Origin of the sequence: Thioalkalivibrio sp. AKL9 (genome assembly GCF_000377825.1) — a bacterium.
Classification (GTDB): domain Bacteria; phylum Pseudomonadota; class Gammaproteobacteria; order Ectothiorhodospirales; family Ectothiorhodospiraceae; genus Thioalkalivibrio; species Thioalkalivibrio versutus.
Window position 1 is genome coordinate 172,694 of record NZ_KB905109.1, and the last position, 14,087, is coordinate 186,780.

10 protein-coding genes, 2 tRNA genes and 1 pseudogene are annotated in these 14,087 nt (G+C 66.9%); 6 read left to right on the plus strand and 7 right to left on the minus strand.

The annotated features are described in order from the left end of the window. Positions 1-37: 37 nt before the first annotated feature. Positions 38-487 carry a DUF4399 domain-containing protein gene (locus tag D573_RS0108510; RefSeq protein ID WP_018938722.1) on the minus strand — a complete coding sequence of 150 codons (450 nt, stop codon included), beginning with the start codon at positions 485-487 and terminating at the stop codon, positions 38-40. Between the two features lie 143 nt (positions 488-630). Between D573_RS0108510 and gltX the strand changes: the two genes are divergently transcribed. The 4 genes from gltX to D573_RS0108530 all read left to right on the plus strand — a co-directional run bounded on the left by gltX (position 631) and on the right by D573_RS0108530 (position 2,511). Then, on the plus strand, positions 631-2,037 hold the full coding sequence (gene gltX / locus D573_RS0108515) for a glutamate--tRNA ligase (RefSeq protein WP_018938723.1): 1,407 nt from the start codon (positions 631-633) through the stop codon (positions 2,035-2,037). A 42-nt stretch (positions 2,038-2,079) separates the two neighbouring features. Further along, positions 2,080-2,155, plus strand: a tRNA-Ala gene (locus D573_RS0108520). Positions 2,156-2,179: 24 nt separating this feature from the next. Further along, entirely contained in the window at positions 2,180-2,404 is a 225-nt protein-coding gene (locus D573_RS0108525) for a hypothetical protein (protein WP_019568239.1), read from the plus strand. A 31-nt stretch (positions 2,405-2,435) separates the two neighbouring features. Beyond that, positions 2,436-2,511: transfer RNA gene (locus D573_RS0108530), tRNA-Glu, on the plus strand. A 105-nt stretch (positions 2,512-2,616) separates the two neighbouring features. Here the strand turns inward: D573_RS0108530 and D573_RS0108535 are convergent. The 6 genes from D573_RS0108535 to D573_RS0108560 form a co-directional block, all read right to left on the minus strand. Beyond that, positions 2,617-6,507 carry an AAA family ATPase gene (locus D573_RS0108535; protein ID WP_018938724.1) on the minus strand — a complete coding sequence of 1,297 codons (3,891 nt, stop codon included), beginning with the start codon at positions 6,505-6,507 and terminating at the stop codon, positions 2,617-2,619. Positions 6,508-6,660: 153 nt separating this feature from the next. Beyond that, positions 6,661-7,152, minus strand: a complete 492-nt coding sequence (locus D573_RS0108540) for a hypothetical protein (RefSeq protein ID WP_018938725.1) — start codon at positions 7,150-7,152, stop codon at positions 6,661-6,663. A gap of 174 nt (positions 7,153-7,326) precedes the next feature. Next, positions 7,327-7,590 (minus strand): hypothetical protein, encoded by a 264-nt coding sequence (locus tag D573_RS0108545; protein ID WP_018938726.1) that lies wholly within the window; start codon positions 7,588-7,590, stop codon positions 7,327-7,329. Between the two features lie 17 nt (positions 7,591-7,607). Next, on the minus strand, positions 7,608-9,014 hold the full coding sequence (locus tag D573_RS0108550) for a deoxyribodipyrimidine photo-lyase (protein ID WP_018938727.1): 1,407 nt from the start codon (positions 9,012-9,014) through the stop codon (positions 7,608-7,610). Further along, positions 9,014-10,567, minus strand: a complete 1,554-nt coding sequence (locus D573_RS0108555; RefSeq protein ID WP_018938728.1) for a cryptochrome/photolyase family protein — start codon at positions 10,565-10,567, stop codon at positions 9,014-9,016. Before D573_RS0108555 ends, D573_RS0108550 begins: the two co-directional genes overlap by 1 nt. A 39-nt stretch (positions 10,568-10,606) precedes the next feature. Continuing rightward, on the minus strand, positions 10,607-11,614 hold the full coding sequence (locus tag D573_RS0108560) for a MerR family transcriptional regulator (protein WP_018938729.1): 1,008 nt from the start codon (positions 11,612-11,614) through the stop codon (positions 10,607-10,609). A gap of 132 nt (positions 11,615-11,746) precedes the next feature. Here D573_RS0108560 and D573_RS0108565 point away from each other — a divergent pair, with 132 nt between their 5' ends. Continuing rightward, positions 11,747-13,636: a thioredoxin domain-containing protein gene (locus D573_RS0108565; RefSeq protein WP_018938730.1), complete on the plus strand. Its 1,890-nt coding sequence runs from the start codon at positions 11,747-11,749 to the stop codon at positions 13,634-13,636. 261 nt (positions 13,637-13,897) lie between these two features. Further along, positions 13,898-14,087, plus strand: a pseudogene (locus D573_RS13805) (IS5/IS1182 family transposase); the annotation flags it as partial.

Genomic DNA, 14,087 nt, shown 5'->3' on the forward strand with positions numbered 1-14,087 from the left:
CCCCCTCCGGGTCCGGAGGGGGCTTTTTTTGTGCCGCCTATTCGACGGTGATGGTGATCTTGTCGGAGGTCACTGGCGGGTCGAAGCTGAGGTGGCGGTAGTCCATGAAGAGCAATTGCAGGGTGTGAGTACCCGGCTCCAGTTCGATCTCGCCTTCGGTCTGACCGCCTCCGAAGTGGCGCTTGTGGTCGGAGAAGGGGAGCGAGGCATCCAGGTCGACCTCGTCCAGCGGCTGGTTCACCAGCAGGTGGTGATGCCCGGTGTTGTCGGCCTCGACGCCGGCCGGGGCCACGCCCATGCCGCGCAGGCCCATCTGGATGCGCACGGGACTCTCCACGGTGTCGCCATCCTGCGGGCTGATGAAGTACACCTCGGCCCCTTCGGGCGCCGGAACGCGCTCCATGCTGGCCGCACTGCTTGCGGCCAGGGCGAATCCTCCAGTGACCAGAGCGATGGTCGCGAGGCGGGTGAGCGAAACGGATTTCATCACGACTCCTTCGGGCGATAGGGGCCCGTGTGTTGGCCTGTCTCGAGTATAGCCGGCGGAAACCGGGCTACCGGGTTATCGCCCTGTAGCGTTCTGCTACCCTAGGCGCCTTTGCTCACTACCCGTAATCGAGTGTCCCGCGCATGAGTTTCCGTACCCGTTTTGCCCCCAGTCCCACCGGTTATCTGCACATTGGTGGTGCTCGTACCGCATTGTTTTCCTGGTTGTACACCCGTCATCACGGCGGCGACTTCGTGCTCCGCATCGAGGACACCGATCTCGAGCGCAGCACTGCGGAGTCGGTGAACGCGATCCTGGAAGGCATGAACTGGCTGGGTCTGACCTACGATCAGGGCCCGTTCTATCAGACCGAGCGCTTCGACCGGTACCGGGAAGTGATCGATCAGTTGATGGCCGCCGGGCATGCCTACCGCTGCTACTGCTCGAAGGAAGAGCTGGACGCGATGCGCGAGGAGCAGAAGGCGCGCAAGGAGAAGCCGCGCTACGACGGTCGCTGCCGCGCCCGTACCGAGCCGCGCGAGGGCGTGGAGCCGGTCATTCGCTTTCGTACGCCGGACGAGGGCGTGACGGTTGTTGACGACATGGTGCGCGGGAAGGTCGCGTTCCAGAATCACGAGCTGGATGACCTCATCATCGCCCGCTCGGATGGCTCGCCGACCTACAACCTGACGGTGGTGGTCGACGACATGGACATGGGCATCACCCACGTGGTGCGCGGCGACGATCACCTGAACAACACGCCGCGCCAGATCAACATCCTCAAGGCGCTGGGGGTGGAGCCGCCGCGCTATGGCCACCTGCCGATGATCATGGGGCCCGACGGCGCCAAGCTGTCCAAACGCCACGGCGCGGTGTCGGTCATGCAGTACCGCGACGAGGGCTACCTGCCGGAGGCCCTGCTCAACTATCTGGTGCGCCTGGGCTGGGCGCATGGCGACCAGGAGATCTTCGGACTGGACGAACTGGTTCGGCTGTTCGACATCAAGGACGTGAACCAGTCCGCCTCCGCCATCAACCCGGACAAGCTCCTGTGGCTGAACCAGCACTACATCAAGACGCTGGACCCGGACCACGTCGCGCTGGAACTGGGCTGGCACCTGGGGCAGCTGGGGATCGATCCCTCCGAAGGGCCGGAACTGCGCGATGTGGTCATCGCGCAGCGCGAACGGGCGCGCACCCTGCGCGAGATGGCCGAGAACAGCGTGTATTTCTATCACGAGTTCGAGGACTACGACGAGAAGGCGGCGCGCAAGCAGCTGACCGCCGAGGCGCAGCCCGTGCTGCAAACCCTGCACGATGGCTTCAGCGCTCTCGGGGCGTGGGAGAAGGAGGCGCTGCACGAGGTGGTGGTGCATACCGGCGAGCGTCTGGAACTCAAGCTCGGCAAGGTGGCGCAGCCCTTGCGTGTGGCCCTTACCGGCGGCACGGTGTCCCCGCCCATCGATGACACGTTGGTGCTCATTGGTCGCGAGCGCGTTCTGGCCCGTATCGACCGTGCGTTGCAGAAAATTTCCGCCGCAGCGGGTTGACACATTTGGGGGTGCTGGCTACAGTACGCGCTCGCCTGACACGGGGCCATAGCTCAGCTGGGAGAGCGCCTGCATGGCATGCAGGAGGTCGGCGGTTCGATCCCGCCTGGCTCCACCACTCAGGGGTACTGCGAGTTCATTAATGCATCGTTTTGGAGTCATATCGCTCTACGTTGGATTGGTGCTGGCAGTGATCGGATTGATCGGCGGATTCGGGCTGATGCTCACCGGGGAACAGACCTGGTCGAAGCCCCTCATCGCGCTGGTGCCGGTCGGGTTTTTGCTGGTGTTCAACGGTCTGGTGACGACGCTTCTGCATCGCGCACCAGGTAGCGAGGAAGACCGGCCCAAGGGCCCACCCGAGTAAGACGGAAGTAAGAAGAAGACGTTGCCTCTACGTCCCCATCGTCTAGAGGCCTAGGACACCGCCCTTTCACGGCGGCGACCGGGGTTCGAATCCCCGTGGGGACGCCATATCCCGAAAAGGCCCGAACCGCAAGGTTCGGGCCTTTTCTTTTGTGGTGTTGGGATCACACCGGTAGCGCCCTGGCCGCCGGGCGCTTGTCCCGGCGGCTGATGTCAGGCGAGGCGGGGATCGCGCTGGCGGGGTTCGTCGGGGTGCGGGCGCGGGATGATGCAGTGGTTGATACGCAAGAGTTCGCGTTCGGCCCAGGATTGCACCTGGGGGTCGCTGGCGAATCGGGCGTAATCGAGCAGGGCCTGGCGTTCGATGTTGGGATTGCCTTGTTCGTGGGCGATGCTGCGCGCGCTTTCCAGGTCCTGCCAGCCGTCGTCGGCTTTCCCTTTGCTGCTGGCGAGCAGGGCGACGGCGCGCAACCGGCGGATGGCCGGTTCGAAGGCGAGATCGCCGCGCTTGCGGCAGCCTGTCAGCGCCTCGTCGGCTATTGCCAGACGCTGTTCGGCCGCGATGTCACTGGTCTCCAGGGCGTCCAGCAGGATGAGCTGGAAGATGGTGTTGACGCCATCCATGATGTGGCGCATCGCCTCGACCTGCTGTTCGATGGCCTGGTAGGCATCGGCTTGGCCCTGCCGGGCCAGGGCCCAACTCTCGAGGGTGATGCCGGCGGCGCGCCACAGCGGATAGTCGTACTCGCGGGCGATGGATAGCGCGTGGCGCGCTGCAGGCAGCGCGGATTCCGGGTCGCTGGAGTAGAAGCCGAGTACCGAGCGGAAGGCATATACGAAGGCCTCGGTAGGCCGATGGCCGAGTTGGTCTGCCTGTTGGCACGCGGCATCCATTTCGGTCCAGGCGCGCGCGTGATTTCCCAGATGGAGCAACGTCCAGGCCATGAAGCCCCTGGCGCTGATGGCCGGGTTTTCGGTATGGCGCGCCACCAGGGTTGCGTGGTCGGCGTCGCGATAGAGCTTGACCGCCCGCGTCTGGTGTTCCAGCGCCTCGGCGAAGCGGCCGGTCCAGAAATGGGTGTTGCCCTGGACATAATGGGCCGCGATGCGCAGCAGGCGGTCGCCGGAGCGCTCGGCCAGTTGCTCCATCTCCGCGGCGAGGCGATGAGCCTCCTGGAATCCATGCCAGGAGCCGGCGCCGTGCCACAGGCCCCAGAGGACGCGGAAGTACTGCACCGGGTCCTGTTCCGGGGCGGTGAGGCGCATGGCGCGTTCGAAGATATCGTTGACCGTGCGCGAACCGTAGCCCAGCAGGGCCAGGTTGGAGGCCCCCACGCCACCCAGGGCGCGCAGTGTGTCACGTTCGTGGGTCGCCAGATCGCCGCTCGCGTGGGCCTCTGGGTGACGCTCCAGGCAGTCCAGCGCGTCTTCGAAGTAGTGCGAGGCCTCGGGCAGGATGCCGCGGGCGAAGGCGGCTTCGCCGGCCTGCAGCCAGGCGTTTACGGCCTCCGGATAGCGACCGGCGTGGTAAAGGTGGTTGGCGATGCGACCCCAGTCGGCGGTCTGCATGCCATGCTCGCCGTCTTCCTGCATCAAGTCGGCCAGCTGGCCGTGCAGACGGGTGCGGTCGCTCAGCAGCATCGATTCGTAGGCCGCCTGGCGGAACAGGACGTGGCGGAAGCGATAGCGCACACCATCCACCATGCCGGCAGGTTCGATGAAGCCCTTCCCGGTCAGGCGCGTCAGTTGGCGGCGGATGGTATCGGCGGGCTGGCCGCGCAGGCGGCTGAGGATTCGGGTGTCGAAATCGCGCCCGATGACTGCGGCGGAATGCGCCAGTTCGCGGGCACTGCCGAGCTGTTCCAGACGCGCGACCAGGAGATTGGAGAGTCCTGGCGGCAGGGTTTCGGGCAGCTGGCCGGTGCGGGCGGCTTCGAGGGCATAGCGCGTGAGTTCCTCGAGAAAGAGCGGGACGCCCTCGCCACGCTCGACCAGTTGGTCGCGCAGGCCGCTGGAAAGGCGGCCATTCGGGTCCAGACGGTCCACCAGGCCGTGTGCGGCGGCATCGTCCAGGCCGTGGAGGCGGATGTGCTCCAGCGACAGGTCGCGCCAGGAGGAGCGAAAGCTCATGCGGGCCGTCAGGATGGCCATGATCGGTCGGTGATGCAGACGCTGGTACAGGCGTCGCAGGAACTCCGAGGTACCGGAGTCCATCCAGTGCAGGTCGTCGCAGATCAGCAGGGTCGGTCCATGGGCCGACCGTCGGTGGACCAGTTCCACCAGGGTGTCGATGATGCGGTCGCGGTCCAGTCCCTCGTGAGCCAGGCTCTCGGGGCCGTCGGCCTCCGGGTGGGTCAGCCAATGGGCGAGGCGTGGTGCGAGTTTGGGGGGTGTGCCCGCGACCTTGAGGGCGCCTTCGAGGCGCCGCTGGCGGGCTTCGCGCAGGCTATCCTGACCCATCCAGGTGGCAAAGGCCTGACGTACAGGCGCCAGGAGCTGCCGAGTGCGATCCTCGCGGCACTTGAGCAGGTAGCGTGAGCGAGCCTGCCCGCGGACTTGCTGGTCGAGCCCCCGGGCAAGCCGGCTCTTGCCCAGCCCGGCCTCACCCTGGACCAGCACGAAGCGGACCTCGCTGGTTTCCAGGACCTGGTCCCAGTGCCCCCGAAGCTGTTGCAGTTCCTGGCTGCGCCCGGTGAGGGGCGTGAGGTCGCGCAGGCTCTGTGCATCCACCCGGTCCAGCGGGCCGGGGTCGCCGGTGACGCGGTAGGCACCGGTACCGTCGTCGGTCGCGCGGAAGCTGAAGTACCCCGAGACGCGGGCGTAGGTCGGTGCGCTGACGCGCAGGGTCCCGGGATCGGCTTGCTGCGCGCAGTCGTGGACACGGGCGGTGAGCTGGCCCGTCGGATCGGGCAGGTCGGGGTCGGCACCGGTGACGATCAGATCGCTATCCACGGCGAGACGCAGCTTGCAGTCGGCGGGGGCGGTCTCCAACGCTTGCCAGGCGGCGTGTACGGCGTCGACGGTGGCTTCTTCGCGACCGGCCGGGTAGCCGAAATAAGCCAGCAGGCCGTGCCCCGGGGAGGGCACCACATGGCCGTGATGGCTCAGCAGGACGAAGTCGACGTGCTCCAGGGCGCGGTTCACCTGCTGCTGCTGGATCTCGATGTCGGCTTCCGCGTCGGGCTGGACATGGCAGGCCACGACGGTGACCCGACGACGTTCCGGGCGCAGGATGGCCGGTTCGGCCTCCTCGGCCTTGACGCGCTGGCTAGTGGCTTCGGCCCGCTCGGCGCCGAGGATTTCCTCGCGCGTGCGTGCCAGCAGTTCGCCGGGCGCCTTGCCGGCCTCGGCCTCGAGATGGGCATAGTGATCGAGCGCGCGCTTCGGGTGGCCGCTGGCTGCGAGGGCCTTCATCAGGAGGTGGTGCAGGGTCTCGTCGTGTGGCTCCATCGCCAGCAGGCGGTGGAGCTCGGCGAGCAGGGGTTCGCCTTCGTTGGGTTTGGCCAGTGCGACGAGGTTGTGGGTGATGAAGACGAGCAGATTTTGCCAGTGATGGTCACGCTGGGCCTGGGCCCAGGCGGACAGTTCCGGAAGATCCTGCAGGGCGCGCAGTCCCTCGAGGAAGTGCCCGCGGTAGTCGCAGACGATTGCGAGGTTCGGATGGGTGGCCGTGGCTGCGCGGCTTTCGGCAGTGCGTCGCTCGGCGGTGCGCCGCTCGGCGCGGGCACGCTCGGCAGACGCGGCGGTCGTCTCGCGGCTCTCGGCAGTGCGTCGCTCGGCGCGCGCGCGATTCAGGGTGAGGAAGTCGATGCGCGATTCAGGTTGGGGCTGGAAACGCACGTAGCGGGGTGTAGTGTCGAGCAGGGGTGGGTCGCCGGCAGGGAGTTGGCGCCGTAGCTGAAACAGCCCCTGACGCAGGTTGACCCGGGCGCTGTCGGCGTCCAGATCCGGCCAGAACAGGCGGGCCAGTTCCTCGCGCGGGATGCGCCGAGGGCTCTCGGCGGCCACATAGGTGAGGAGCAGCCCGAGCTTCGTCCCGGACAGGGCGGGTATGTCACGGTCCTCCACGCGTACACCAACGGTGCCGAAGGTCGTGATTTCCATATGCGCCAGAGAGGCCTCCCCTTGTCTTGCTCGGCAGTCGTTCGCTGCCATTTGTGACCCGGTCAAATGACCCGGTGACCGTGCCTTCGGCGCGGTCCCGGGGCTGACCGAATGTCCGCCCGACTCGATTGTAACGGCATTCCGCGGTTGGGGTTAGTCGATGCGTATGGTCGCGTAGCCCTGGTGCTCGTAACCCATGATCGACAGGAACGTATTGCCGACCATGTGGATGCCGGGTAATAGATCCTCTTGTTCGAGCTCGAAGCGCCGCGTGGCGATGTTGCACGCCTCCATGTGGATGCCATCCAGCTCCAGCAGGCCCTCCAGGCGCTCATGGATATGGCGCACCGCAGAGACGTCCTCGAGCTCCAGGTGATCGGTGGAGCGGGCGATCAGGCCGGCCGCCCCGCCACGGAAGGCGAAGACCATTTCCGGCTCCAGGCCCTGGCGCTGCATGTCGTCATAGGTCTCGCGGATCACGCTGAGGCGGGCAATCAGGCGTTCCGGGTCGGCAATGGTGATGTCCCAGAGGATGCGTCCCGTGTCCATGCCGGCGATGGCGCGCTGGTCGCCGGGCTTGTCGGCGAGTGCCAGGCCGGGGATCAGCAGGGTGCACATCAGGAAGGAGGCGAGAAGGCGTTGCATGGCGTTCGTCCCTTTTGCGGATGTCCTGTCTCAAGGGTAGCAGGCCAGGGCAACACTGCATGAATGGCACGCATCGGTGTTTGCCCCGGTTCTGCGATGCAGGGTTCCGGGTGCGAACGTAAGGGGGGGAATGAAAGGCCGGATCGGGAAAGCGGTCCGGCCTTTGCGTGCTGCTCAGTGGCCGTGGTGGCCCTTGTGGAGGTACTCCACGCCGTCGAGGCTCTGGATCTCGATTTCTCGGACCGGGGTAAAGCGCGAGGCGCCCGGGCCCGTGATTTCCTCGGTGACACGGATGCGGAAGGGGGCCACGCAGTTCAGCAACTGGCCAACAAAGCGCTTGCCGTCGTGGGTTACACGCACGGGGCTGGTCTCGTCGTAGCGGCTGAAGTTGTAGCTGACATTCTTCGGGTAGTACAGATTCTGTTCGGAAAAGGTCATGGTTGGGCCTGTCTGGGTCAGTGGTTTTTTACGGCCTCGAAGGCCTCGAGTGCGGCCTGGCGGCTGGCTTTCAGGTCCACGATCGGGGCCGGATAGCCGCGCGCACCGCCGGCGCCTGGCGCGTGAATATACCGCGTTTCGACATCCTTGAGCACGGGCACGAAGCGGCGCACGAAGGTGCCGTCGGGGTCGTGGCGTTCGCCCTGGGTTTGCGGGTTGAAGACGCGGAAGTAGGGCGCGGCATCGGCACCGCAGCCGCCGGCCCATTGCCAGCCCAGGGTGTTCGCGGCGAGATCGGCGTCCACCAGCGTGTCCCAGAACCAGTGGGCCCCGTGCTGCCAGTGCAGGCGCAGGTTCTTGGTCAGGAAGGATGCGACCACCATGCGCAGGCGGTTGTGCATCCAGCCGGTCTCCCACAACTGCTGCATCGAGGCGTCGATGAGAGGAATCCCGGTCTCGCCGCGCTGCCAGGCCCGCAGGTCGCGATCGGCTTGGCGCCAGGGGAAGGCCTCGAAGCGTGGGTTGAGCGGTTGCTCCGGGGTGTGCGGGAAGTGGTAGAGCACCTGATGGGCGAAGTCGCGCCAGCCGAGTTCGCGCACGAAGGCCTCGGGGCCGCCGCTGTCCGGGTGCAGGCCGGCCTGGCGCAAGGCGCGCAGGATCTGGCGCGGCGACATCTCGCCGAAGTGCAGATGCGGCGACAGGCGCGAGGTGCCGTCCTGATCCGGGCGGTCGCGGCCCTCGGCGTAGGCGCGCACGGCGTTGTCGAGGAATTCTTCCAGGCGCTCCCGGGCCGTGGCCTCGCCCGGGGTCCAGGTGGCGCGCAGGCCGCCGGCCCAGTCGATCGCGGGCAGGAGCCCCAGCTGTTCGGGATTGAGCGAGTCGGGCCAGGCCTCGGGTCGCGGGAGCTCGGAGGGTGCGGGCAGCGGGTCGCGGTCGATGCCGCGTTGCAGGCAGGCCTTCCAGAACGGGCTGAAGACCTTGTAGGGGCGGCCCTGGCCGGTCGCGACCTCCCAGGGCTCGATCAGCAGGTGGGCATTGAAGCTGTGTACTTCGACGCCGTCGGCGCGCAGCCCGGCCTTGATGTCCGGATCGCGCAGGACGATGGCGGGATCGTACAGCCGGTTCCAGTAGACGGCGGTGGCGCCGGTCTCGCGGATCAGGGCCCGCAGGGTGTCGAGGCTGGGACCGGCGCGCAGGATCAGGCGCGAGCCCTGCGCACGCAGGTCGTGGTCCAGCGCGTTGATGCTGTGGTGCAGCCACCAGTTGGATGCGGCCCCCGGTTGCCATGGGGCCTCTTCCTCCGGGGCATGGATGAACACCGGGATCACCGGGCCGCCGCGTTCGCAGGCGGCCTGCAGTGCGGGCTGGTCGGCCAGGCGCAGGTCGCGGCGCAGCCAGACGAGGGTGGGGCCGGGGCTTTGCATCAGATGCGGTCTCCCTGGGCGAGAGTCTTGCGGAGTTCTCCGGCCCGGTCGCGGATGGCTTGCAGGCGGTCGGGGTCCATCTTTTCGACGTGTTTCCACTGCAGCGCGGTGCGCGGGTGGCGGGCGAAGCGGTCGCGGTGGCGGTCGAGGAAGTCCCAGTACAGGGTGGTGAACGGACAGGCCTTGTCGCCCAGGGCCTCGGCCGGGTCGAACGGGCAGTGCGCGCAGTAGTTGCTCATGCGCTGGATGTAGCGCCCGGTGGCCACGTAGGGCTTGGAGGCCATGCGGCCATCGTCGGCGTATTGCGACATGCCGACCACGTTGGGGAGCTCCACCCATTCCACGGCATCGACGTAGATGCCCAGGTACCAGGCATGAATCGCGGCAGGCCGCACGCCAAGCAGCTGGGCGAACAAGCCGGTGACCATCAGCCGCTGGATGTGGTGGGCGTAGCCCAGTTGCAGGGTCTGGCCGACAGCCTGGTGCAGGCACTGCATGGAGGTGTCGGCATTCCAGTAGAGCGCGGGGAGCGGCTGGTCGGCCTCCAGGGCATTCCACTCGTGCCAGGCCTCGCCAAAATGGAAGTACAGCCCGCGCACGTATTCGCGCCAGCCGAGAATCTGGCGGATGAAGCCCTCGACCGCGGCCAGCGGGGCATGGCCATCGCGCCAGGCCTGTTCCGCGGCGTCGATCACCGTGCGTGGATGGATCAGGTGCAGGTTGAGGGCGGTGGACAGGCGGGCGTGGTAGAGCCAGGGCTGGTCAGTCCACATCGCATCCTGGTAGGCGCCGAAGGCGGGCAGGCGGTGCTGGATGAAGTCGTCCAGCGCCTTTTGTGCATGCTGCGCGGTGACTGGCCAGTCGAAGTCGTCGGCCTGTCCTGGCAGGTCCGGGAGATGCCGGGCGATGTCGTTCAGGCACTCGCGGGTGAGCGCGTCCGGCGGAAAGGACAGGGGTGGTGGCAGCAGGCCGGGGCCGTCACGCCCGAAATGCCCGCGGTTGTCGGCGTCGAAATTCCACTGTCCACCGGCGGGCTCGTCGCCGTTCATCAGCACGCCCAGGGCTGTGCGCTGCTCGCGGTAGAAGTACTCCATGCGCAATTGCCTGCGGCCCTTGGTCCATTTTCGAAAAGCGTCCAGCGGGACCAGGAAGTGCGGATCGTCCAGGACCTCGAGCGGGATCGCCTGGTCGGCGCAGGCGGCTTGCAGCTGGCGCAGCACGCGGTGTTCGCCCGGCTGCAACACGCGCACGTTTTGCGGTTGGAGGTGTTCGAGGTCGGCGCGCAGGGCGTCGTTCAGGGTCTGCTCGGGGCGTTCCCCGAGGTGGCGGTAATGGACGGAAAAACCGTCATCCCGGCGTTCCTTGGCGAAGTGACGCATCGCCGACAGGAACAGCGCGGTCCGCGCGATATGCGACGGGGCATGTCGGGATTCTTCGGCCACCTCGGCCATCCAGAGGTGATCCTGCGTCGGGTCCAGTCCCTGCAGACCGGGGTGGTCCGGGGCCAGCTGGTCGCCGAGCACGACCAGAAGGGTGCGCACGGCCACGGGCAAGGCGGAATCGGGCACGGGGCCGGCGCGGGTGGAGCGGGGTTATTCGGGCAGGTGGCGCGAGAGGCGAGCGGCGGCCTCCAGCGGAGGTCCGGGCAGGACCTCGATCTCGCGACCGTGTTCCATCTGCGACAGCTCGAGGGCGGCCGAGCCGGCGAGATAGCAGGGCGGGCCGGCCTGCTTGAGGATCGCCTCCACCCGCGGAAGCTCGGGGCTGCGCATCAGCTGCGAGGAGCCATGGATGATCATTGCCGGCGCGCGCAGGCGACGGATCAGCGTATCGAGGCCCTCGGGACTGGTGGCATCGAACAGGGGCAGGGTCTTCATGCCGCGGCGTGCGCAGGCGAGCTGCAGCAGCATGCCCCCAACCTGCTGGTGGCCGCCGCCCAGCACCAGGCAGGGGTAGGACGGCTCGTCGCAGGCCCGTGTGGCCGAGCGCAACTGATCGGCGAAGGCGGCGGTGGCCCAGGCGGCGAAGATGGCCAGGCGAACCTCGCCTTCGGCACTGTGGCGGGATTCCTCGCGCAGGCGGCGATAAACCTCCAGAAAGGCGCTTTCATGCACGCCGTCCCAGCCGTGCCGCATGACCAGCCGGGTGTAGATTCGATCCAGCTCGTCGGCATTAAGGTTGGCCACCGAGGCATACAGAGCCTCGGCGATCGGATCCATGGTGTGGGGGGCGATCCCGGGGCCGGGGCTGGCGCGGCGTTCGCTGGCGGCCTGGGGCCAGGTGTCATCGGCTTCGGGTGATTCGGCCCTGGCGGTGCCGTGTGCGGACTCGTCATTCAGTACGCGATGGACCTGCGAGACCGGGATGCCCTGTTCGAGCAGTTCCATGATCCGTTTGATGCGGGCGATGTCACTCTGGCTGTAGAGCCTGTGACCCTTGGGGGTGCGCATCGGCCGGATCAGCCCGTAGCGGCGCTCCCAGGCTCTCAGGGTGACGTCGTTGATCCCCGTCTCCGCGCACACGTGGCGGATCGGGTACAACCCTTCTTCGTCTTGAAGTTCGATGTGCGTCGCGCTCGCCATGAAATAATTGTACGACATTTGTACATCGCATGTACAAGGGGGGGGTGATGCACGATGCGATCCGCGTGATTCCGGGAAAGGGAATGAACCTTCCCTGTCTGCGCGTCCCAAAAGGGTAGCAACCTTTTCTAGATGCTGCTGGAGACCCGCATGTATGCAACCGTCGGAAACCGCTGGATCGGGATGTATGTCCCGTTGTTGCTTGTGGCACTGGCTGCACCCGGTGCGGCTCAAGCCAACCCGGAGATGGCCGACAGTGTGTCACCGTACCTGCGTCTGCATGTGGACGACCCGGTTGAGTGGCGCGCCTGGGATCCGGCGTTGCTGGAAAAGGCCAGGGAAGAACAACGCCCGCTGCTGATCTCCAGTGGCTACTACTCCTGCTTCTACTGTCACGTGATGCAGGAGGAGAGCTTCAAGGACGACGGTATTGCCGAACGGATGAACACGAACTTCATTCCGGTGAAGGTGGATCGCGAGGTCAATGGGGCGCTGGACAGCTATCTGCTGGAGTTCCAGCGTGCAACGGCCGGTAGTGCAGGTTGGCCGCTCAATGTGGTGGTGACCCCCGACGGTCATGCCCTGACGGGCGTGGTGTATGCCCCGCGTGACCAGTTCGCCGAATTCCTCGATGGCATCACCCAGCGCCTGGAGTCGGATTACGACCGACTGGTGGATCTCGCCCGGCGTGGGGGCGAGGAGCTCACCCAGCAACTGCGCAAGGGAGAGGAACCGCTTTCCGAGGGCCGCGCGGGCCGACTGCCGCAGGTCCTGTGGAGCCGCCTGGAGCGCGAGGCCGACGACCTTCAGGGTGGTTTCGGTAGTTCCACCAAGTTTCCCCATTCGCCCTACCTGCACGCGATGCTGGAGGCCGAGCAGGCCGGCACGGCCCCAGGCTGGGTTGCCGAGTTTCTCGAGATCACCCTGGACGAGATGGCCCACTCCGGTCTGCGTGACGTGCTGGGGGGCGGCTTCTTCCGCTACTCCGAATCACCGGACTGGAACGAGCCTCACTTCGAGGTAATGCTGGAGGATCAGGCACAGCTCGCATTGGTTTATCTGCGTGCCGGTGAATATTTCGGCCGCGAGGACTGGGTGGATCTGGGGCTCGAGAACCTCGATTTCGTCAAGCGGGACATGGCCCTGCGCGAGGATGAGACGGGTGCGCAGGCGGAGGCTGCGGAGGGCGGTTTCCGCGGGTTCGCCTCCAGCCTGTCGGCCGTGGACGATCAGGGCCGCGAGGGCGGGGCCTACCTGTGGCCGGAAGAAGATCTGGAAGCCGCACTCGCGGACCACGAGTACCCGGAGTTGGTGCGTGCCTGGTTCGGCATGGAGGGCAGCTCGGTCTTTGATCTTGGCTACCTGCCGCGCAGTGGCGCGGGGATCGAGCAGCTTGCGGAGCGTTTCGACCTGGCAGGGGACGAGGTTCGCGAGCAGGTGGAGTCCGGCCGCGAGGCCCTGATCCAGGCGCGCGAGGCGCGCGGCCTGCCGCGTGACGAGAAGGTGCTGACCGGGGCGCACGGGCTGTTGCTGTCCGCCCTGGCGGAGGCGTCGGCGCACGATGCGCGCTTCCTTGACGCGGGCGCGGCGGTTCAAGCCTGGCTGCTGGAGGTCGCCGCCGACCCGGCGGAGCTGCCGGCGCTGATGGGGCTGCCCGCCGAGCAGGCGGGCACCGCTACGCTCAACGATTACGCCTACGTCGCGCGCGGCCTGCGCGACTGGGAAGCGGCAACCGGCGAGGGTGAACATGGCCCGGCCCTGGCACTGCTGGAGGCGGCCTGGGAGCGCTTCCGCGATGGTGACGGCTTCCGTTCGGAGCCGGAGCCGCCGCTGCCGGGGATGATCTCTCAGCGTTTCCACCCGGCGGTGCACCGGCCGTCCCCGACGACCCTGATCTTCCGTCTCAGCGAGGAATGGGCCGAGGGCAGCGAGACGGTGGATGCCGCCTTCGCGGACTACGACCTGCGCCCGGGCCGCGCCATCGATGCCGACCCGGAGCAGCATGCCCGCCTGATCCTTTGGCTGCAGGAACGCGACTAACGGGTGCCGTCTGAATCGGGGTTGTTCGCGTTGCCGCCGCAGGTGTGCGCGAACTACGCTGGGTTCCCCAGGGCCATGCTGGTCGTGCAGGCGGGCAGGCTGCGGGCAGCTCGCCCGGCGAGAGGAGTGGTCCGCCCTTCGTGGTGACGGCAATCGAGGTTCGGGCGCTCTAAGGAAACACTGATTTAATCCGCCGTGGGTCCCGCCCGCCTGGCGGGTTTGGGATAATGGCGCCAGGTTTCCTGCCCGAGGTGATGGCCGATGTCCCAGCGCAGCTTTTCCGATCTCGAGTATTCCGCCAAGCGCAAGCAGACGCGGCGCGACCGCTTTCTGGGGGAGATCGATGCGATCACGCCCTGGGCGGCGCTGGTGGAAGCGATCGAGCCGCACTACCCGAAGGGGAAGCGCGGTCGTCCGCCGATTGGTCTGGAACGGATGCTGCGGATGTACG